General features: G+C 61.1%; 11 protein-coding genes. 7 read left to right on the forward strand and 4 right to left on the reverse strand.

Annotation, left to right across the window (positions count from 1 at the left end; all coding sequences use genetic code 11):
* Positions 1–21: 21 nt before the first annotated feature.
* Positions 22–1,164, reverse strand: coding sequence for a 4-phosphoerythronate dehydrogenase PdxB (gene pdxB / locus UCMB321_RS05990; RefSeq protein ID WP_040064619.1), 1,143 nt, complete (start codon positions 1,162–1,164; stop codon positions 22–24).
* A 250-nt stretch (positions 1,165–1,414) separates the two neighbouring features.
* Here pdxB and UCMB321_RS05995 point away from each other — a divergent pair, with 250 nt between their 5' ends.
* A complete protein-coding gene (locus UCMB321_RS05995) occupies positions 1,415–2,785 on the forward strand; it encodes an MATE family efflux transporter (RefSeq protein ID WP_209437132.1) in 1,371 nt (456 codons plus the stop codon).
* 102 nt (positions 2,786–2,887) lie between these two features.
* Here UCMB321_RS05995 and tusA read toward each other — a convergent pair whose 3' ends face one another.
* Both tusA and rlmM read right to left on the reverse strand, forming a co-directional pair.
* Complete coding sequence (tusA, locus tag UCMB321_RS06000; RefSeq protein WP_040064622.1) at positions 2,888–3,139, reverse strand: sulfurtransferase TusA; 252 nt, start codon at positions 3,137–3,139, stop codon at positions 2,888–2,890.
* A 26-nt stretch (positions 3,140–3,165) separates the two neighbouring features.
* Entirely contained in the window at positions 3,166–4,233 is a 1,068-nt protein-coding gene (gene rlmM / locus UCMB321_RS06005) for a 23S rRNA (cytidine(2498)-2'-O)-methyltransferase RlmM (RefSeq protein WP_040064626.1), read from the reverse strand.
* A 163-nt stretch (positions 4,234–4,396) separates the two neighbouring features.
* Here rlmM and acnA point away from each other — a divergent pair, with 163 nt between their 5' ends.
* The 5 genes from acnA to UCMB321_RS06030 all read left to right on the forward strand — a co-directional run bounded on the left by acnA (position 4,397) and on the right by UCMB321_RS06030 (position 17,177).
* Positions 4,397–7,138 (forward strand): aconitate hydratase AcnA, encoded by a 2,742-nt coding sequence (gene acnA, locus UCMB321_RS06010; protein WP_040064627.1) that lies wholly within the window; start codon positions 4,397–4,399, stop codon positions 7,136–7,138.
* A 247-nt stretch (positions 7,139–7,385) separates the two neighbouring features.
* Positions 7,386–12,266 (forward strand): hypothetical protein, encoded by a 4,881-nt coding sequence (locus UCMB321_RS06015; RefSeq protein WP_040064628.1) that lies wholly within the window; start codon positions 7,386–7,388, stop codon positions 12,264–12,266.
* A gap of 130 nt (positions 12,267–12,396) precedes the next feature.
* Complete coding sequence (locus UCMB321_RS06020; RefSeq protein ID WP_040064629.1) at positions 12,397–13,188, forward strand: CPBP family intramembrane glutamic endopeptidase; 792 nt, start codon at positions 12,397–12,399, stop codon at positions 13,186–13,188.
* Between the two features lie 215 nt (positions 13,189–13,403).
* Complete coding sequence (locus UCMB321_RS06025) at positions 13,404–14,969, forward strand: methyl-accepting chemotaxis protein (RefSeq protein WP_040064630.1); 1,566 nt, start codon at positions 13,404–13,406, stop codon at positions 14,967–14,969.
* Positions 14,970–15,659: 690 nt separating this feature from the next.
* Positions 15,660–17,177 carry a hypothetical protein gene (locus UCMB321_RS06030; RefSeq protein ID WP_245220729.1) on the forward strand — a complete coding sequence of 506 codons (1,518 nt, stop codon included), beginning with the start codon at positions 15,660–15,662 and terminating at the stop codon, positions 17,175–17,177.
* A gap of 77 nt (positions 17,178–17,254) precedes the next feature.
* On the opposite strand, the gene UCMB321_RS06035 is transcribed toward UCMB321_RS06030, so the two are convergent.
* The gene (locus UCMB321_RS06035; protein WP_245220730.1) at positions 17,255–19,417 is read right to left on the reverse strand and encodes an autotransporter outer membrane beta-barrel domain-containing protein; all 2,163 of its coding nucleotides are present in this window, start codon (positions 19,415–19,417) and stop codon (positions 17,255–17,257) included.
* 414 nt (positions 19,418–19,831) lie between these two features.
* Between UCMB321_RS06035 and UCMB321_RS06040 the strand changes: the two genes are divergently transcribed.
* Entirely contained in the window at positions 19,832–21,736 is a 1,905-nt protein-coding gene (locus UCMB321_RS06040; protein WP_040064634.1) for a hypothetical protein, read from the forward strand.
* The last annotated feature ends 92 nt before the right edge of the window (positions 21,737–21,828 follow it).

Genomic DNA, 21,828 nt, shown 5'->3' on the forward strand with positions numbered 1-21,828 from the left:
TTTTTCTGCCCGATTTCCCGCTTACAGCACAACGGCACCCAGGGCCAGCGCCAGCTTGCGCAGCCCTTCGTCGTCGCCGTTGATCTTCACCGGCAAGCCTTCGATTTCCCGGCGCTCGGGATAGTTCTTGCGCAGCAGGTCGAACGCCACTTTCTGCTCGGCGACGCTGCCGGCCAGGCTGCGGCGGAAATCCGCATCGTCGCGTCGCGGGTCGTAGACACCGCGACAGATCATCGCCATGGCCCAGGCCGGATCGCTGCCGGCATTGAGGGTGACCTGAGCCAGCCAGGGTTCGGGCAACAGGTCCTCGAGATGGACCTTGGCGGCCTGTCCGATGAAAGCGCAGAACGCCTGATAGATCTGCGCCGTCCCGCGTTGCTTGCCGTCGAGGCTGTAACCGGCGATATGCGGGCTGCCCAGCACGCACAACTCGGCCAGGGCGACATCCACTTCCGGCTCGGCTTCCCAGACGTCCAGCACCGCCTGCAGGTCTTCGCGGGCCAGCAGCACCTCGCGCAACGCGGCGTTATCCACCACCGGGCCGCGCGCGGCGTTGATCAGCCAGGTACCGGGCTTGAGTTGCTCCAGACGCCGGCGATCCAGCAGATGCCAGGTGGATTGCGCCCCCGTGCGGGTCAATGGGGTGTGCAGGCTGATCACATCGCACCGCTCGATGATCTGCTCCAGGCTGACATAATTGCCGCCTTCAGCCGCCTGGCGTGGCGGATCGCAGACCAGGACGTTCCAGCCCAGCCCACGCAGGACCTTGATCAGCCGGCCGCCGACCTCACCCGCGCCGATCACCCCGTAGGTGCGCGCGCCGAGGTCGGCCCCTTCGATTTCCGCCAGGGTCAGCAGGCTGCCCAGCACATAGTCGACCACCCCCCGCGCATTGCAGCCAGGAGCGCTGGACCAGTGAATACCGGCCTGCTGGAAGTAGTCCAGGTCCAGGTGATCGGTGCCGATGGTGCAGGTGCCGACGAAGCGCACCGCGCTGCCTTCCAGCAGCTCCCGGCTGACCTGGGTCACCGAGCGCACCAGCAGGACATCCGCCTCGGCCACCGCCGCCCGGTCGATAGCGCGCCCCGGCAGACGGCGGATCTCGCCGAAGCCGGCAAAGAAGGCATCGATCAAGGGGATATTTTCGTCGGCAACAATCAACATGGCAGGCTCCTTTGGCGAGGGCGCAGTGTAGGCGCAGTCGGCGTCCGAGAGCCAGCCGCGCGTCGAGCGACCGCGTCGGCCGCTGATCGGAGCCTTACAAATGCGCTACAACCGGACATTTCCTGACTATTCCGTCAACAGGTAGAATTCGCGGCTTTTCGCGTCATACCTGGATACATCATCGGTGAACAGCCTCACTGCAACGCCTGACACCCCGCTCCTGAGTCGCCCGGCCCGGGTACGCCTGGAAATGCGCAACCTGCTGGGCCTGGCCCTGCCGATCATCATTGCCCAACTGGCGCATACCGCCATGGGCTTCGTCGATGCGGTGATGGCCGGCCGGGTCAGCCCGCGTGACCTGGCGGCGGTGGCGCTGGGCAATTCGATCTGGGTGCCGGTGTTCCTGCTGATGACCGGCATCCTGCTGGCGACCACGCCCAAGGTCGCCCAGCGCCATGGCGCCGGGACACCCGCCGAGATCGGCCCGCTGGTGCGCCAGGCGCTGTGGCTGGCGCTGGTGGTGGGCCTGGCGGCGGGGGTGATCCTGTACAACGCCGAACCGGTCCTGCACCTGATGAAGGTCGACCCCGAACTGATCGGCCCGTGCATGGACTACCTGCGCGGCATCGGCACCGGTTTGCCGACGGTGGCGCTTTATCACGTGCTGCGCTGCTGCAGCGACGGCATGGGCCGCACCCGCCCGAGCATGGTCCTGGGCCTGTGCGGGCTGGCACTGAACATTCCGCTGAACTACTTGTTCATCCACGGGGTGTCCATCTACGGGCACTTCGGCGTGCCGGCCATGGGCGGCACGGGCTGCGGCTGGGCCACGGCGATCGTGATGTGGTGCATGCTGCTCGGCATGGCCGGTTGGGTGCGCTGGGCCAAGGTCTATCGGCCGAGCCAGGTGTTCAGCCGGTTCGACTGGCCGCAGTGGGCGGTTATCAAGCGGCTTCTGGACATCGGCCTGCCCATCGGCATTGCGGTGTTCGCCGAGGCGAGCATCTTCTCGGTGATCGCCCTGCTGATCGGCAGCCTCGGGGCCACGGTGGTGGCCGGGCATCAGATCGCCCTGAACATCAGTTCGCTGGTGTTCATGATCCCCTACTCCCTGGGCATGGCCATTACTGTGCGGGTCGGTCAGGCCCTGGGCCGCGAACAGCCGCGCGAAGCGCGCTTCACCGCCGGGGTAGGGGTGGCCACGGCGCTGGCCTATGGCTGTGTGTCGGCCAGCCTGATGCTGTTGTTCCGGGAGCACTTGGCGACCGTCTATACCAGCGACCCGCTGGTGATCCGGGTGGCGACCATGCTGATCGTGTATTCGGCGCTGTTCCAGTTCTCGGATGTGATCCAGGTGACGGCTGCCGGGGCGTTGCGCGGTTATCAGGACACCCGGGTGACCATGATCCTGACGCTGTTCGCCTATTGGGGCATCGGCTTGCCGGTGGGCTACGCCCTGGGCCTGACCGACTGGCTGGGGGCGCCAAGCGGCCCGAGCGGGCTGTGGCAGGGTTTGATCGTCGGGTTGTCGTGCGCGGCGCTGATGCTCTCGATCCGCCTGGTGCGCAGTGCGCGCCGACGGATCCGGATGCATTCGGCTCGATCGCCGCGAACCCTGTAGGAGCCAGCTTGCTGGCGATTGCGATGGAACATTCACCGCCGCCATCGCCGGCAAGCCGGCTCCTACAGGTCACTGGGTTTCAGTGGCCTGGCGTTGACCGTCCTACTGGAGTTTCTTGCGGATCCAGTACAGGTAGGTGCCGGCCTCTTCCCGTTGTTCCACCAGTTCGTGATCGAGGAACACGCAGAACTTGGGGATATCGCGACGGGTCGACGGGTCGGTGGCGATCACCTTGAGCAGCCCCCCGGGCGGCAGGTCGCGGATGTGCTGGTGCAGCATCATCACCGGCTCCGGGCAATGCAGCCCGGTGGCGTCGAGGGTGCCGTCAACGGCGGGGTCGTGGGGCTGGGTCATTCTTCACTCCTGAAACCAGGTCGGCATTATCCAGCTTTTTTCATATCCAGTCGACGCAGGTGGCAGGTCACTTCCTCACGGTCGTGATACAGCTGCTTGCAGCCTATGGCGACCCTGATGCCACGGGCCTTGAAGCCCTCCTCGATACGCTCCAGCAAGCGCCGGACTTCGGCGTAGCGCTGCTTCATCGGCAACTTGAGGTTGACCACCGCCTCGCGGCAATGCCCCTCGCCGATCCAGGTCTCCAGCAAGGCGGCGTTGCGCGCCGGTTTCTCGACGATATCGCAGACCATCCAGTCCACCGGCTGTTTCGGCTTGAAGGTGAAGCCGTCGGCCATCAGGTGCTGGACCAGGCCGGTGTCCATCAGGCTTTCGGCCATGGGGCCGTTGTCGATGGCGGTCACCAGCATGCCGCGGTTGACCAGTTGCCAGGTCCAGCCGCCAGGCGCGGCGCCGAGGTCGACGCCGGTCATGTCGCTGTGCAGCCGTTCGTCCCATTGGTCCCGGGGAATGAAATGGTGCCAGGCCTCTTCCAGTTTGAGGGTCGAGCGGCTCGGGGCGCTCTTGGGGAACTTGAGCCGGGGAATGCCCATGGGCCACATCGCCGAATTGTCCGCCTCGGCGAGACCAAGGAAGACTTCCCGACCGCTCTTGAAGGTCAGCAGCAGGCGCGGCTTGCGGGGATCCTCCAGCAGCTTGCCGGCCTGGGTCAGGGCCTTGCGCAACGGCCCTTCGAATTTCTTGCAGAAGTTCGACAGTTCCTTGCCGTCGTTGGTATCGACCACTTCCAGCCAGAGGCTGCCGAAGGTCGGTCCCGCCGCGAGTTCAGCGAGGATCACGCTGATGCGATCGGTTTCCGGCAGGTCGATAAAACGCCCCCGCGCCCACTGCCGAGGAAAGATCAACTCGGCGAAGCGCAAGCCGTTCATCAGACGGGCCGCGCCGTCGTCGTCAGTGCAGACGAATTCGGCGCAGGCGCTGTTGGGCTTGGCCTTGGCGTAGCCCGGAACGTCCAGGCGCGCGGCATGCTCGGCGATCTCCGAGCAGACTTCGCCTTCGAAGCCGGGTCGGCAATGCATAAAGAGGGTATTCATTGGGCTCAGCCTGTCACAGAAACCGGCGCATCATAGCCGAGTTCGGAACCTTGGACGTGTCCATAGAGTCCAGTCATTAGCCAGATGTCCCAATCGGAGCTAGGTTTAAGGCTCTGTTCGTTCCACCCGGCCCGTGCCGTGCGGGCCTCCAAGGAGTCATTTCATGTCTTCCCTCGATAGCCTGAAAGCCCTTAAAACCCTGGATGTAGGCAGCAAGACCTACCACTATTTCAGCCTCCCGGCTGCCGCCAAGTCCCTCGGCCACCTGGACAAGTTGCCGATGTCGCTCAAGGTCCTGCTGGAAAACCTGCTGCGCTGGGAAGACGGCAAGACCGTCACCGGCGCCGACCTCAAGGCCATCGCCGCCTGGCTCAAGAGGCGAAGCTCCGACCGGGAAATCCAGTACCGCCCGGCCCGGGTGCTGATGCAGGACTTCACCGGGGTGCCGGCGGTGGTCGACCTGGCCGCGATGCGCGCCGCCGTGGCCAAGGCCGGCGGCGATCCGCAGCGGATCAACCCGCTCTCCCCCGTCGACCTGGTGATCGACCACTCGGTGATGGTCGACAAGTTCGCCACGGCGCAGGCCTTCGGCCAGAACGTCGATATCGAAATGCAGCGCAACGGCGAACGCTACGCCTTCCTGCGCTGGGGCCAGAACGCCTTCGACAATTTCAGCGTGGTCCCGCCGGGCACCGGGATCTGCCATCAGGTCAACCTCGAATACCTGGGCCGCACCGTCTGGACCAAGGACGAGGACGGCCGCACCTATGCCTTCCCCGATACCCTGGTCGGCACCGACTCCCACACCACCATGATCAACGGCCTCGGCGTCCTCGGCTGGGGCGTCGGCGGCATCGAGGCGGAAGCGGCGATGCTCGGCCAGCCGGTGTCGATGCTGATTCCCGAAGTGATCGGCTTCAAGCTCACCGGCAAGCTCAAGGAAGGCATCACCGCCACCGACCTGGTACTGACGGTGACCCAGATGCTGCGCACGAAAGGCGTGGTCGGCAAGTTTGTCGAGTTCTATGGCGACGGCCTGGCCGAGTTGCCCCTGGCGGACCGGGCGACCATCGCCAACATGGCCCCGGAATACGGCGCCACCTGCGGCTTCTTCCCGGTGGACCAGGTGACACTGGACTACCTGCGCCTGTCCGGCAGGCCGAGCGAAACGGTCCAGCTGGTGGAGGCCTACAGCAAGATCCAGGGCCTGTGGCGGCTGCCAGGCCATGAACCGACCTTCACCGACAGCCTGGCCCTGGACATGGGCAGCGTCGAAGCCAGCCTGGCCGGGCCCAAGCGCCCGCAGGACCGGGTGTCGTTGCCGGATGTCGCGCAAGCCTTCAGCGACTTCATGGCGCTGCAATTCAAACCGGTGCACAAGGACGAAGGCCGCCTGGAAAGCGAAGGCGGCGGCGGTGTCGCGGTGGGCAATGCCGATCTGGTCGGTGAAGTCGACTATAGCGACGAAGGCCAGACCTACCGGCTGAAGAACGGTGCCGTGGTGATCGCCGCCATCACCTCCTGCACCAACACCTCCAACCCCAGCGTGATGATGGCCGCCGGCCTGGTGGCGAAGAAGGCCGTGGAAAAAGGCCTGAAACGCAAACCCTGGGTCAAGAGTTCCCTGGCCCCCGGCTCCAAGGTGGTGACCGACTACTACAAGGCCGCCGGCCTGAACCGCTACCTCGACGAACTGGGCTTCGCCCTGGTGGGCTATGGCTGCACCACCTGCATCGGCAACTCCGGGCCGCTGCCCGAACCGATTGAAAAGGCCGTGACCCAGTCGGACCTCACCGTCGCCTCGGTATTGTCCGGCAACCGCAACTTCGAGGGCCGGGTGCATCCGCTGGTGAAGACCAACTGGCTGGCCTCGCCGCCGCTGGTGGTGGCCTATGCCCTGGCCGGCAGCGTGCGCATCGATATCAGCCGCGAGCCGCTGGGTGAGGACCGGGACGGCAAGCCGGTGTACCTGCGGGATATCTGGCCCAGCCAGAAGGAAATCGCCGACGCGGTGGCCCAGGTCGATACCGCCATGTTCCACAAGGAGTACGCCGAAGTCTTCGCCGGCGACGCCCAGTGGCAGGCGATTGAAGTGCCACAGGCCGCCACCTACGTCTGGCAGAAGGACTCGACCTATATCAAGCACCCACCGTTCTTCGACAATATCGCCGGGCCCCTGCCGGTGATCGAAGACATCCAGGACGCACGGGTGCTGGCCCTGCTCGGCGATTCGGTGACCACCGACCACATCTCCCCCGCCGGCAATATCAAGGCCGACAGCCCCGCCGGACGTTATCTGCGCGAGCTGGGCGTGGAACCGCGGGATTTCAACTCCTACGGTTCACGCCGCGGCAACCACGAAGTGATGATGCGCGGCACCTTCGCCAATATCCGTATCCGCAACGAGATGCTCGGCGGCGAGGAAGGCGGCAATACCTTCCATGTGCCGTCCGGCGAGAAGCTGTCGATCTATGACGCGGCCATGCGCTACCAGGCCGAAGGCACGCCGCTGGTGGTGATTGCCGGCCAGGAGTACGGCACCGGTTCGAGCCGTGACTGGGCCGCCAAGGGCACCAACCTGCTGGGGGTCAAGGCGGTGATCGCCGAGAGTTTCGAGCGTATCCACCGTTCCAACCTGGTGGGCATGGGCGTACTGCCGTTGCAATTCAAGCTCGACCAGAACCGCAAGAGCCTGAACCTCACCGGCAAGGAAACCCTGAGTATCGGGGGACTGAGCAGCACCGAACTGCAACCGCGAATGAACCTGCCACTGACCCTGACCCGTGAGGATGGCAGCCAGGAAAAAATCGACGTGCTGTGTCGGATCGACACGCTCAATGAAGTGGAATACTTCAAGGCCGGGGGAATCCTGCATTATGTATTGCGGCAACTCATTGCTTCTTGATTGTTCCATGAAATAGGGCGCGAATACGCACCGGCGCTGGCCGGTGCGTATTCCAGATCGTGGTTATCGCCGCCCTCGCCCTTGACTCTCGAATATTATCTTACAAGCAACTAAACAACTTCTTTCTCTCCTCGATATTCTCTCGCACGCAAACCGGTAACACAGCACAACTTCCCACGCCTTCAATTAAAATTCGCCAACTCATAAACTGGAGACAACACGCCACAACCAGAAAAAGAGAACGCCCATGAATACAATTTCAACACAACATGAACAGACACTCCTGAAAACAGATCAAACCCAGGTCACTTCGCAGTCACAACCCGAGGCCGAACTTTCGACACTGGAATACACGGCGGAAAGCTGCATTGCCATCGTCGAAGCCTCTTTTCTGTCGATGGTCGATCAGGCCGGTATAACCGGTGGTCTTTCAGCATCGCTCAGCGATGTCGTCCATTCGACATTACTCACCGTGAAAGATGAATACCGCCAGCCCTCGGCCACTCTGCGCACACTGCTCAGCAAGACAGATAGCGGTCTCACCCACGCCTTCAGCCTGTTCAAGACTGAAAACGACCTGCCCGATAACTTCCTGTCCGATGATCACTACGAGGGTCCGAAGAGTTACTGGGCCGACATCAGCCACCCCCTGATCAAGATCGCCAACCAGGCGCGAGCCTTGCTCGCCGGCGCGACAGAAAACAGCTCACGCCCCCTGCCCGATGGGCATCTCTACACGGCAAGCAAGGTTGAAACTCCCTGGTACGCCTCCGCGCGCAACAACCTCTTGTATTCATCACGGGAGGCGTTCATGGATGCAGTCGATGCAGCCACGGCACATGGAAATTACCGGGAGCCGTATTTACTGTTCAGTGATTGGATCAGCAAAAACCTGGGCAGTATCGACAAAACTCCCTTCAAGGACGAAAAAGACCTGTTGCAGCGCTGCCTGCACTTTCTCGAACGTGCGGACGTGCAAATATTCGCGGCCAGACTGCTCAAGGAAATGATCCCTGAATATTCCAATCAGATCGGCAGCCGGACCAACTTGCGATTGACCGCCTATGCCATGGCCCGCTGGTCATACGACGATACGCTGGCGCCTTTTCATATCGACGGCGAACTCTGGTCCTCCGCCCCGGAAAATATCGAAGGCGCTGAAAACAGACAATCAAGTGATGTGCTGGACTTGCCGATCCCGCCCGCTGCGGAGCCGGTGGACATTCATTTCGCACGGGGACTCCAGCGTATCGCACTGGACGCCCATGCCGGAGGCCTGAGGCAAGTCGACAGCACGTTCAAGGCTCTGTCGGGCGCAAACGGCGAGTCGTTTTTTTCAACCCTTCCCCAGGATCCTTGTGCCAGCGTGCTCAGTGAGGAAAAACTGCGTGACATGGCCAATGAGCGCTGGGGACAGATCAATAGCCTTACCGTGGCGCTCTACCCCTACGATTTCTACCCTTACGTGGTCATGCACCAGGATATGACGGGGATAACGCCGACACCCTTGATGGCGCTGAAACAGGTACCGACCATCGATGACGCCACCCGGGCACTCTCGTATCTCTGTCGCAAAGCCGATCTGCACGTCCTCCTGTCAGATTTCACCGGCATGCGGATTCAATCGGCTGAAGGGAGCTGGGATATTCTTCGTCGACTGGTGCGCTGCCTTGTAGCCCCCGCGGGGACTATTGCCGATAACGGGTTTTCCTCGATGCCGGCCTTTATCGCGCCGTGGGTCGCCGCTGATCCGCAAACGGATTTGCTGGAGCTTATTTTCAGAAGCACCCTGCTGACACGACAGTACATCCCTGCCAGTGCCTGGAGACCCGGCAGCGAATCGCCGAAACCGGCTGAAATTCCCTTGCCCGAAACCTTGCTCTTTCTGGAAGATCCGGACGCCACTTTCGCGGCCAATCGACAGCAGTTGCAGGACACCATCAAGGAAACGGCCTCGACACCGGCATTCGCCTCGCGCTTGCTCGACAAGATCGGCTTGAGTGCCACCTTTATCCAGGCACTGCCGGCATGGGGTACGCTCGAGCACTACCAACTGCTTCAAGGCATGCCGAAATTCGCTGAATGGGCCGCGAACATGGTACGCGACCCCGCGTCTTCGACGCCAACGGCGTTGACACCAGGCGAGCAAGCCTACCTGTTCGTGGAAACGCTACTGAATATCGCCTGGCCAGCGGTGCAAGACCTCTGGCAACTGGGACCCGCGCTCTGCGGCACGGTCCCGAGCCCCGAAGGCCAGACATGGGGAAACCTCAAGGAGCGGTTGATTGCGTCCATCCATGAACGCCTCATGGACAAGAAAGTGACCGACCAGGAAGGGCACGCCAGCTTTCTCGCCGGTCTTCTGCTGCAACGTGCACGCCCGGAGCTGTTCCTGCAGGACAGCAACAGCCTGACCCTGAATTATCAAAGTGATCCTGCCGCGATCACCCTGCGCTGGGCGGCAAGGCTGCTGAACGAAATCAGTCCCCGCACCTCCATGGCCTGTTCGATCGCCGAGGTGGTGACAATGGCGAAGGATATCGCCAGGCAGAACGGTATCGATATCGACTCGCAGGCAATGAACGACGCCGAAATGCTGTCCCCGGCACAGAACCCGCTCAGTGAGTTGAGCGGACTCATCCTCGGCGAACAGACCGCCGCCACCGCGCGCGCCTGGGGTTATGAAAACGCCCTGGAGTGGCTCAACCTGACAAAGGAAGCAGAAGAACGCAACCAGGCGCATCTGCTGTCAGTGAAACATGAGCAGGCGCCGGATCTGCGCAGCATGGCAAGCACGCAACTCTGGGTCCTGGGTACGGATCCTGAGGCGCGCTTCGGGGATCAGGACATCAGCATGCTGGACGCTTTCCTGTGCGGCCTGAACACCGTGCAGTACGACTATTTCCAAGCCCAGAGAAACGCTCTCCTCGAAAAGTTCACGACTGATTCGACCCACTACAGAGAGAGATACCACCCCATTATCAAGTCGCAGCTCGAATTGATCTTCCAGGACCTGCCACTGCTGAAACTGCATACCCTTGATCGAGGCCGCTGGCGCATCCTCTCCCCTTCGTCACGCAACTCGTTATTCTACAAGGCAGGAACATTGGCCATCGTCGAATTCGAACCCGCGGAAGGCAATCAACGCCAGTTTCTGAATATTCTGAAGTCGAATGAAGGGCTGGGGACCAGTTGGATTGATATCTGGAGCCGCTCCGCCATGCTGCTGCCCAAACCACCCTCCGTTGGAGGCCGGCTGATCAGGTCGGGCATCCCCGCCGGTGTCGGATTGGAAGCCGGCGAATGGCATGCCGGACTGAACCAGAGCAGGCTCTGCCCAAGCGACCCCAGCAGCACGGCCTACCAGATAATCGACAAACTGATCACGCCCGTATGGGATGCGCCCATGATATGGGAGGTCGATTATTCCAAGGAGCAAGATATCCTGCCGGCACGGAATCGAGGAGAACGCTTCAACCTCCTGTCGCTTATCCCGTTCTATGACTATTTTTCAAAACCCGCCGCCGAGCGAAACAACGAAGATCACCTGGGCCTCACGCTGGAGATCGTACTCACGGCGCTGCCTGGAGCCAAAGGCGCGGGTACAGCCGTCAAGACATTGGGCACGGCCGTCCGGGCGGGCCTGCAAACAGCCCTTGGCCAAGGGCTGAAAAGGCCGTTTTTTTCCATTGGACAACACACGCTCACGACCTCGGCGGGAGCGACTGTCCGCAGAACCGCCATTGGCGGTTTGTGGCAGACCCTGAATAATGTGGGCAGCAGCGTCAGCGCGGGCCTGGCGGATCAGGCATTCCGGCAAGGCTTGCGCAAAAGCGGCCTGCAACTGACTTATGCCGTTGGCGAGAGCATTTTTTCCGCTTCGCCCATTCCCTTGTACAGCCCGCGGACCCTCGCGCGTACCGCCAACAAGCTCTGGCAGAACATCCGCAATGCCGGGGGCCAGGCGACGGAAGCATTGAACAACGCCAGGCAGGCGTTCAGACAGCAACTTGACTCGGCAGGAAGCCGCATCACCAGCAGGTTCCAGAAGAACAACGGCTGCCCGCTACCTGTTCGTCGCGCCCCGCGTGCGACCACGCTGCCATTCGATAAAGTGCTTTCCATTCGAGTCCTTGACTGCGTTGCCCTCAAGGACACGCTGCCTATCAGACCCGCTTCCAGGATCGACTTCTTCCTTGGCTCGGATAGCCCGGAAATCCTGGTGAAACGGCTGCCGGAGGCAAACTCGGTCGACGTACATGCGGCCTATAAAAAGAAAGCCAATAGTCAGTCGGATGTCGTGTTCACGCAAAAATTCCTGGTGAAGAGTCCGGACGAGACCTGGAGCATTGCCGTCCGTGATCGGGATAACGCCTGGGCGGCGCTCACCTCCAGACAACTCACGCTTTACCATGAAAAAATAGAAAGCATTCTTCCAAGTCGTGCATTGCGCGGTAAATTCTATTTGCACATGCAAGGAGGCACATTTCAGTCACCCTCGTGGAAAAAACTTCATGAGACAACATTGCATGAAGCACGCACACCCGCGACTTCAAGGCTAAAACGCACCGCACCTGAAAGCCCCGCATCGCCTCCCGCGACAACCCGGCATTTCGACAGTGTCCCTCACTGCCCGGACCTGAGAAGCCGAGAGATTCCAAGATCGGAGTGGAGCGAGTTCATGTACAAATACATGGGCCGGGACAAATACGCCGCTATTTGCGGAGGTGGATACGGTACCGCCTTGCACATGCACCTGCCTGTCACCCGGCAAAGTCCGCTGGGCGACTTTACCCGCACCGACTACGGCATCTATGTGACCGACCTGGCACCGGGCAGCCTCCCCCACGAGCAACTCTCCCAGAGTATTTTTGGCAAGTTGCGCGGTCGCACGCAACAGAAGGCACGCGCCTCTCATTACTTCGAGTTGAGAACTTCCGAACTGCCGGAAGGCTGGACACTGCACAAGATTTCCGGCCCGGGGCTCTCGGGTGACAATATTTTCCTGATCAAAGGCCCTCTCCAGAATGGCGTCATGCCTGACCTGCCCTTGAAAGGTTCAAAATTCAAGGAGCCACTCAAGATCGTATCAAACCACGGGAAGTACCCGCCCGCCGCACAACCGTAACCCCCTCAACCACAGTTGAAAAAACACCGGCCAGTCCGGTGTTTTTCATTATCCAGGCGCTCTGGGCCGCACGTTATAATCGCTCGCCCACACGACCGGGCGTTGCTGTTCAACGACTCGAGGACCCTGCATGCCTGCTTTACCCTGGGCCTACCTGGCCCTGCTTTCCCTTGGTTATGCCCTGGCATTGAGCGTGGGCCATCTGGCTCTGCCCAGCCTGATCGCCTTCGCCCTGCTGCTGGCCGCTGGTGCCGCGGCACTCCAGCAGCGCAATCGCCCTGTGCGCTACCTGGGCCACGGCCTGTTCCTGCTGGTCGCCATCGGCCTGGCCCTGCACTGGCTGCCGGGCTTCGAGAATGGCCGGATGATCAGCGCGGTGCGTTTCACCCCGGACGCCGTGCCTTTCACGATGTACCTCAACCTCGATAAACCGTTGATCGGCTTCTGGCTGCTGCTGGTCTGCCCGTGGCTGGTCAATCGCCGCTCGCCGGGACGGGTGCTGAGCACCACGGCGCTTGCCTGGGCGGTGACATCGTTGCTGGCCCTGGGCGGCGCCATCACCCTGGGCATCGTCGGCTGGGCGCCGAAATGGCCCGAACAGGGAGGACTCTGGCTGCTGAACAACCTGCTGCTGGTGAGCCTGGTCGAGGAAGTCCTGTTTCGCGGCTATATCCAGGGCGGCCTGAGCCGCTGCTTCAGCTCCTTGCCACAGGGGCAGGCCCTGGCGCTACTGGGCGCTGCGCTGATCTTCGGGCTGACGCATCTGGGTGCCGGCTGGCAATGGATGCTACTGGCGACACTGGCCGGTGTCGGCTATGGTCTGGCCTACCGTTCTGGCGGTTTGGCCGCAGCCATCGCCACCCATGTCGCGCTCAATACATTGCACTTCGTATTCTTTACTTATCCGATGTTGCAACCGTGATAAATGGAACGGAAGTACCCAATGGGTGCTTTCGTTCTGTCAGACCCCAAAACGGAAAATGAGCTCGTTAACTTCACGCGTATTCGACTCGTATTCAAGGACGAGTACGAGTGCGCAAGGACCAACATGTGAACCGGCGCTGAAAGTTGAAAAAACTATTCAATATTTCCCCTGCCTTGCCGAAAACCTGTCAAAGCCTTGCGGATTGAAAAACCATGCGTAATAACCAACCCATTACCCAACGCGAACGCACCTTCCCCGCTCAGCAACGGTTGATTTCCACTACCGACGCCAAAGGCGTGATCACCTACTGCAACGACGCTTTTGTCGAGATCAGTGGATTTTCCCGCGAAGAACTGATCCGCGCACCCCACAACCTGGTGCGGCATCCGGACGTTCCGACCGCGGTGTTCGCGCATATGTGGAACACGCTGAAACAAGGCCTGCCATGGATGGGCATTGTCAAGAACCGCTGCAAAAGTGGTGACCATTACTGGGTCAACGCCTATGTGACGCCGATTTTCGAAGGCAACCAGGTGATCGGCTACGAGTCGGTGCGGGTCAAGCCCAGTGCCGAGCAGATCCGCCGCGCCGAGGCGCTGTACCAGCGCATCAACCAGGGCAAGTCGGCCATCCCGCGGCGCGACAAGTGGCTGCCGGTGCTGCAGGATTGGCTGCCGTTCATCCTGGTCAGCCAGGTCAGCTTCCTGATCGGCGTCTGGCTCAATTCCTACTGGGGCTTCGCCCTCGCCGCGGCGGTCTCGGTACCGCTGGGGCTGCTGGGCCTGAGCTGGCAGCAGCGCGGTCTCAAGCGCCTGTTGCGCCTGGCCGAGCAGACCACCTCCGACCCGCTGATCGCCCAGATGTACACCGACAGCCGGGGCGCCCAGGCCCGCCTGGAAATGTCCATCCTCAGCCAGGAGGCACGCCTGAAAACCTGCCTGACCCGCCTGCAGGACACCGCCGAACACCTGACCAACCAGGCCAAGACGTCCGACGAACTGGCCCAGAAAAGCTCCACCGGCCTGGATCGCCAGCGCCAGGAAACCGAGCAGGTGGCCACCGCCGTCAACCAGATGGCCGCCACCACCCAGGAAGTGGCCAGCCACGTGCAGCGCACCGCCGATGCGACCCAGGAAGCCAATCGCCTGACCGGTCGCGGTCGCGATATCGCCGGCGAAACCCGCGAGGCCATCGAGCGCCTGTCGGTGGTGGTCGGCGAGACCGGCAGCACGGTGACGCAACTGGCCAAGGACAGCGACGAGATCGGCGGCGTGGTCGATGTGATCAAGGGCATTGCCGACCAGACCAACCTGCTGGCCTTGAACGCGGCCATTGAAGCGGCCCGCGCCGGGGAAATGGGTCGTGGTTTTGCGGTGGTCGCCGATGAAGTGCGGCAACTGGCGCAACGCACCAGCGAATCCACCGGGCAGATCCACGCCCTGATCGCCAAGCTGCAACAGACCGCCGGCAATGCCGTGCAAACCATGGACGCCGGCCACCGCCAGGCCCAGGAAGGCGTGGCCCGGGTCATGGAAGCCGATGCCGCACTGGTGGGGATCAGCGAAGCGGTGGCCAATATCACCGACATGACCACCCAGATCGCCGCCGCCACCGAAGAGCAAAGCTCGGTGGCCGAAGAGATCAGCCGCAACATCAGCACCATTGCGCAACTGGCCGACCAGACCTCGGAACAGGCGCACGACTCCGCGCACTTGAGCGAGGAGTTGACCCGCACGGCCAACACGCAGTATTCGTTGGTGGAGCGCTTTAACCGCTGATCGTTAAAGAGCCGTACAAAACCCGATGATTAATAGTCATCGGGTTTTTTATTACCCAAAGAAAAGCGAACAGGTTCCTTTTTTAAAGTAAGAAATATCCCAACATTTGCAAACTTTGCACTGACACAAAACACCCTATTAAATCCACTCACGCAAAACTCTTGACAAGCCATCGCACTTGCTATTCGTTGAGACTCCGGCATGACATCGCATAGATAGTTACTACCCATTTGAGATTTTCATGCCTTATTTGCCAGCCCCACACGTGACGACGCCAAATACTCACAATAATCGGTAAAGCGTCTGACCGTGAAAACACCTGACAACACTCAATTAGATAGCAGGACTATCCTTATGATGGATCTAGTGAACACTCTACAGTCTCGCTTCATGAAAGAGGACCTTATCGCCCCACGTGTCGAGCAAGCCGCCCCGGAGGATGGGCTGCTGCCGGCCAGCGAACTTGACGCGCCGATCACGGTGTCTTTACCGCTCTGGCCAAATGCAAGACCCGATGACTCCTATCAACTCACCTGGAACCATTCATTGATTGGCGAACCCATTCAACTTGCGCCCGCTCTGCAACCTGGCGATATCCTCTATTCGCACATCCCTGTCGCCACACTCGCCGTCGAAGGAACGTATCAACTCGGTTACCGAATAATGGCAGGTTCAAGCGATATAGCTTATATGTCTCAAACCACCCCCATTATCATTGATCGCCGCCCTCCCGGCGGCGCTCTTCTGGCGGCCCTTATCCTCCCGCCAGTCGCCCGGGACGGCCTGACCGACCCTGAACTGGTCGAACTGGGCAACCAACTCAGCGTCACCGTCCCCGGCTACTTCGACATGCAATGGGGCGATGTGATTCAAAGCTACTGGGGTGAACAGCCCGGCCCCACGCATCGGGTCCGGGCCGATGAACTCGGCAGCGACAAAATCCAGCTCAGCGTCGAGCGAAGCTTCCTCGAACGCCTGGGCAATGGCGAGTTCGCCCTCAGTTACAGTGTCCGCGACCGCGCCGGCAATACCTCAGTGCGCTCGCAAGCGGTCATGCTCAAGTTGCAGTTGCAGCAAGTACCGGCCAACCTGCAGGCGCCCATTGCCCTGCAGCTCGACCATGGCCGGGTGCATGACGCCCATGCCCGCGTGGGCGTGAAGATCGCGGTTCCCACCTACACCCATGTCGCCATCGGTGACGAAATCTGCGTGCTGTGGAACGACGAACGGGCCGCCCCCAGGCGCGTCATCAGCGCGCACGAACTGGACAAGCCGTTGCTGCTGAACGTCGTGGCGCGCTATCTGGTGATCTCCCGCCACGGCGACGGCCCGGCCAGGGTCAAATACCAGGTGCGGCGCAATGGCCAGGTGTTTACTTCAGCGGAGCTGGAACTCGAGGTCTTTTTGCAGTTGCCCGGCCCGCAGGACCCGACCCCGCAGACGGTGGTCAACGAGGCGCTGGCCGCGCCGCTGATCAAGGGCAAGAACCCCAATGGCCGCCGGCAGGACAACTACCTCGATGAAGACAACGCGCAACTCTCGGCCGACGCGGTCATTGCCTGGCGCAAGGCGTTCCGCGCCGGCGACCAGCTCAACCTGTTCTGGGGCCAGTCCAGCCGGCCGCTGGTACGCCCGATCACCCAGAAGGATGTCGACGCCGCCTGCTATCTGGTAATCAACGTACCGAGCAGCCTGATTGTCGAGCAGGGCTGCGGCGTGGCGATCAACGTGCAGTACACCGTGACCCGGGAGGGCAATCCGAACACCTCCTACTCCCCCAAGCAATCGGTCGCGGTGATTTTCCAGATGCAGCTGCCGGGCGGCTCGGCGGGCCTGATGGAGCCGGTGTTCACCGGGGCCAACGTGCTGAATGTAGTGGACCCGCGCAAGGACCCGGAGGGCACCGTGGTGCTGGTGAGCCCCTATCGCAACATGAAAGTCGGCGACCGGGTCGTCCTGCGCTTTTGCGGTTTCGACGCCCTCACCGGGGGCAACGAGATCGACGCCGCGACCTTCAGCGCCGAACGCCGGGTCAGCGAGCACGAGCTGCGCAATGGCTGCCGGATCCGCGTGCCGCTGGCGTGCCTGATGGCCATCGAACATGGTCGTGGCCGCGCGCGTTATGAGGTGATCAGCGAGCTGGGGCGGATCACCTCATTACCCGCCGATGTCTATGTCTCCTCACGGGCAACCGTCACCGCGCGTTGAGCGCCAGCGATGAAAAAAGCCCTCGACGATTCTCCGTCAAGGGCTTCGGTAAACGCTGTCCTCAGTGACCAGCGGTATCAGAACGCGTAGCGCAGGCCGATATTGGCTCCCCAGGGCTGCTCGATGTGCTCGCCCTTCATGTAGTCGAAGTCCGCATGCAGCTGCAGGTTCTTCGACAAGGCAGCGGAGACCCCCGCCCCCAATTCGCCGCGGCTGCCGAACAGGTTGTTGTCGAAGGCCGTGCCATTGACCTTCACGGTGTTGTCGTTGCGGGAAAACTCATGGGCCATGGCCACCCGCAGGTACGGCTGCAGCAAACCGCCGTCGCGCAGTTCGAGGTTGCGCCCCAGGGTCGCGCCGGCCTTGCCGAGCACCGAGACGGTACGCCCGTTATCCACGCGCAGGCCGTTATCCAGTTGGTAGTTGTCGCCCTTGACCAGGACCGAGGACAGCTGGGTATAAGGTTCGACGAAAACATCGTCACGCAACTTGATGTGCTTGCCGAACTCCAGCGAAGCGCCGTAGGCGAAGTTGTCGTAGCTGCCCTTGGCCCGGGTGCCGTTGGTCATCGAGACATCGGCCTGGTTATCGAAGCGGTTCAACTTGAGCACGCCGTCGAGGTAATAGCCGTCCTCCCGCAGCCAGGTGCCGTAAGCACCGAGGGAGTAGCTGTCCACCGTGGCGGAGGTGCCGCGGCTCAGGCTCAGATCGGAACGACTGTGGCCGGCCATGACCCCGACCAGCAGTTGCCCGTCGCTCACCGGTACGGGCAGATCGACCCCGAAAGACAATCCCCTCTGGCGCTGCTTGTAGCCGAAGCCCGCTTCGGCGGTGACGTTGTACTGGTTGCCGTAACCACGGATCCAGCCCCCACCCTCGCCACTGGTGCGCACTTCGCCCATGCGGCTGCGCAAGGTGGCCAGCTCGCCGTACCAGAGGGTCGGGCCGACGCTGAACAGCGCCAGTGAGGCCTCGGTCGAGGGACTGATGGTCCTGCCGGAACCGACGATAAACCAGTCGTCGCCCTGCTTCTCCAACTGATAGGAATAGACGCCCAGGTCGACGCTGCCACCGACCACCTCGAACAGCGCATCGCCGCCTTCGGTATGCACCAGGTGCAGGGGGGTGATCTCCGGGGAGTTGGGCTCCAGCCCGGTGTTCTGGACATTCAGCAGGAAGTTGCCGTTGGCCTGGCCATTGATATCCAGGCGGTCGCCGCTGTTGTCCAGCAGGTTGACGTGCATATTGAACAGGCCGGTCCCGGACAGCTCGCCCAACGACAGGGTGTAGAACTGTTCGGCCGAGCCCAGCGTCACGCTGCCACCGTCCATGGCCAGCGACTTGACCTCGGCATCGCCAGCCAGCGTCCAATTCGCGTTGCTGTTGATGGCCACGCTGTTGCTGTTGATCAGGTTGCCGAACAGTCGCGCGCCGTTTTGCAGGGTGACATCCAGGGTGCTGGTGTCGTCGGCCACCAGGTCGCCGCGCAGCAGGCTGTTGTCAGCGGTGAAGCCGACGGTGCTGGCGCCCGTGGCATCCAGCAAAATGCCGTTGCCGGTCAGCAGGCTCGTACCGTTCTGCACCGTGATCCGCGCAATCGTGCCGTTCTCCGTCGAGATGGCCGGGCCGGCAAGACCTTCTATCGTCGAGTTGTCGACCACGATGTCGGCCTCCCGGGGAACGATCGGTTGTCCCGGCGCTGCGGTTCGGCCATCGAGTTGCAAGCCGATCGAATCGCCCTGCACATAGCTGTTGTTGCTCATGTTCAGCGTGGCGCCGAGCAGGCGGATACCCACGCCGCCGACACCGTCAACGCCACTGCCGATCACCCGGGTATTGTCGAGGCTGAGTTGCCCCTGAGTCGCCACCGCAATCCCTATCCCAGCCCCGGACAGCATACTGCCCCGGATATCCGCCCGGGAGCCGGTGGTCGTACCCGCGAACGTCACGGCGCTCAGCACCAGTGCCGTCCCGGTATCGTTGCGGATATCCGCATTATCGAGAGTGGCCCTCGCGGCAGCCAGGTGGATCCCTTCGGTGACCTGCCCCCCATTGACTTTCACCTGAGAGGTCGGGCCATCGGCCCTGATGCTAGTTGCCGCTCCTCCGTCGACAATTTCCAATATGCCGCCATTGAACACCTGCCATGAAGTGACCTCGCTCTCGGCCGAGACCGTTTCCCGGCGATTGTCCACTACTCCCTGGGTTTCACTGTCCGACGAATCTTGCGCCAGGCTCACCGGGGCTCCCAACACAGCGCCCATGAAGCAAGCAACTTTCCCGAGGCTTTTATATCGATAGCAGAACGGGGTCAATCGATAAGTCGTGCGTAGCATTACTTCCTCTCCACCAAACAACAAGAACTCATAGTTTGATGAGCGGCGACCACGATTTAATATTAAAAAAGGCCGTCAAAAAAGTCGGAATTTTCCCAAATCACACAAGACATTAACTTACAGAGCATTCATTCTTCACGCATTTACTTTCATGAAAAAACCAGAAACAACACTTGACACCCTTCAAAAACCCCTATTACGTGAAACCCAGATAGGAAAACACCTATCGATAAAACTCGAAATGACTCGACATTGACTTATCAACATCCGACACAGTCAGTCGCCCTGTCATTATTCACGTCAATCAGGAATAGAAATATGTGCACGAACAAGAAACGCCTTATTCTCACGCAAAACAACTACATCCGAGCCCATCACAAGGACCTGGACAAACCAGATGTAGAGGGCGCATTTCCAGACGGCCTGCTCCCCCTCAGTGCACTCAATGCACCACTTCCCGTGACGTTCCAGTTATGGGATGACGCCAGCACCGAACAAACCTATCAATTGTTCTGGGATAATAATGCCATTGGCACTCCCACCGATGTCCTGGAAGATGACCTGTCAAACCCGGAGCGCCGCCTGAGCCTGGATATTCCTGTGGAACTGCTGGTTGAAAAGAATGATCCAGCGAATCCAACCGATAAAAAATATAAGCTTCGCTATCAGATTTATGACAAAGAAAGTGAACAGACAACCCCTTCGTTCGACACCCTGATCGAGATCGATACCACCCGTCCAGGCCTGCCGAGCCATGGCCCAATGGCCTTCCCCAGGGAGGTCGATGATGGCTTGACCTCGGCGGAATTGACCGCGCTGGGCAATACACTCGATGTCATCGTGAGCAGCTACAGCACCATGGATGAGGGTGATTTCATCGAGACGTTCTGGGGTGACATCCCAGGTCCCACGGCCACCGTGCAGACGAACGATATCGAGCTGGAGGAAGTCCCCCTTTCCTTCAGTCGCGCCTTTCTTGAAAACGTCGAGTCCCAGGTCGGCAACGCCCTGTCGGATGTGACCTATATCATCACCGACCGCGCCGGCAACGTCTCGCCGCCCTCCCTGGCGCGGCAGATCCGCTTGCTGCTGGCCGAGATCCCGGACGATCTGCCGCGACCTATCGTCGAACAGGCCAGCCCCGGGCAAGGCGGGCTGATCAGTTACAGCGACGCGATCACGGGCGTCACCGTCGACATTCCCCATTACCTGGGCGCCGAGCCCGAGGATCTGGTGACACTTTACTGGGGCGACAGCAACCCGTTGCCGGCCATTCCGGTCCAGGACGGCGAGGAAGACAACGATCCGATTCTTTCGCCAGTCCTGCAATTCGACGTTATCAACCGCTTCCCCGAGGCCACGGTCAATGTCCACTATGAAGTGCGCCGCAACGGCCAACTGGTCGGTACTTCGCTGGTTCTGCCAGTGGAGGTCTACCTGACGCTGCCCGTCCCGGAGGAACGCCTGCAGCCCTTGACGATCCAGGGCACCAGCGACAACCCCAACCGCCAGGACAACTTCATCGACCCGGACGACTATGAGCTGGATGGGCGGGCCATCTTCCGTTGGGTAAACGGCCTGCGAGTAGACGACTACATCAACCTGCGCTGGGGCCAGCAAGTGGTGGATCAGTGGTATCAGATCACCCAGGCGGACTTCAATGCCGGTGTCGATATCGACATTCCAGTGAGCAACCTGGTCATCAAACTCGAGGGTACCGGTGCCGCCATCCCGGTGACCTACACCGTCACCCGCGTCACCAACCCCAACCCGGCACCGGCGCCGACCCAAGCGGTGGTGGTGCGCTCGAAAATGGAACAACCCGGTGGCGAGCTTGGCCTTCTGGAAGCGGTATTCACCCGCCTGTCCGACGCCGGCCATGTGATTCCCGGCCTGAATCCGGACGGCACGCCGGTACTGGTCAGGCCATATGACAACATCAAGCTCTACCACGACATTGCCCTGACGTTCGATGGGTTCGAGCTGGATGGAACGCCCATCCCGGCAGCCCACTGGGAAAAGACCGACACCATCAACCCGACCAATATCGACACCGGCCTGACCTTTCAGATTCCACTGGCCAACTTGATCAGCATTTGCAAAGGCTATGCAGTAGTCACTTATCGGGTCGAACCGCGCCCTGAACATAATCAGGAACCGGCCAACTCGCTGCCCGGTTCGGCCCCGGTCAGTATGAACCGGCCCGGCATAGGTTGCAGTTAACACTACAAAGTTACACCCACCGAAAAACTCGACAAGCCCTTTATAAGTTAACGCTTATCAAGCGCCTCAGTGTGCCTGCGGCCTTCTCTGGA

The sequence above is a fragment of the Pseudomonas batumici genome, from assembly GCF_000820515.1.
Taxonomy (GTDB): domain Bacteria; phylum Pseudomonadota; class Gammaproteobacteria; order Pseudomonadales; family Pseudomonadaceae; genus Aquipseudomonas; species Aquipseudomonas batumici.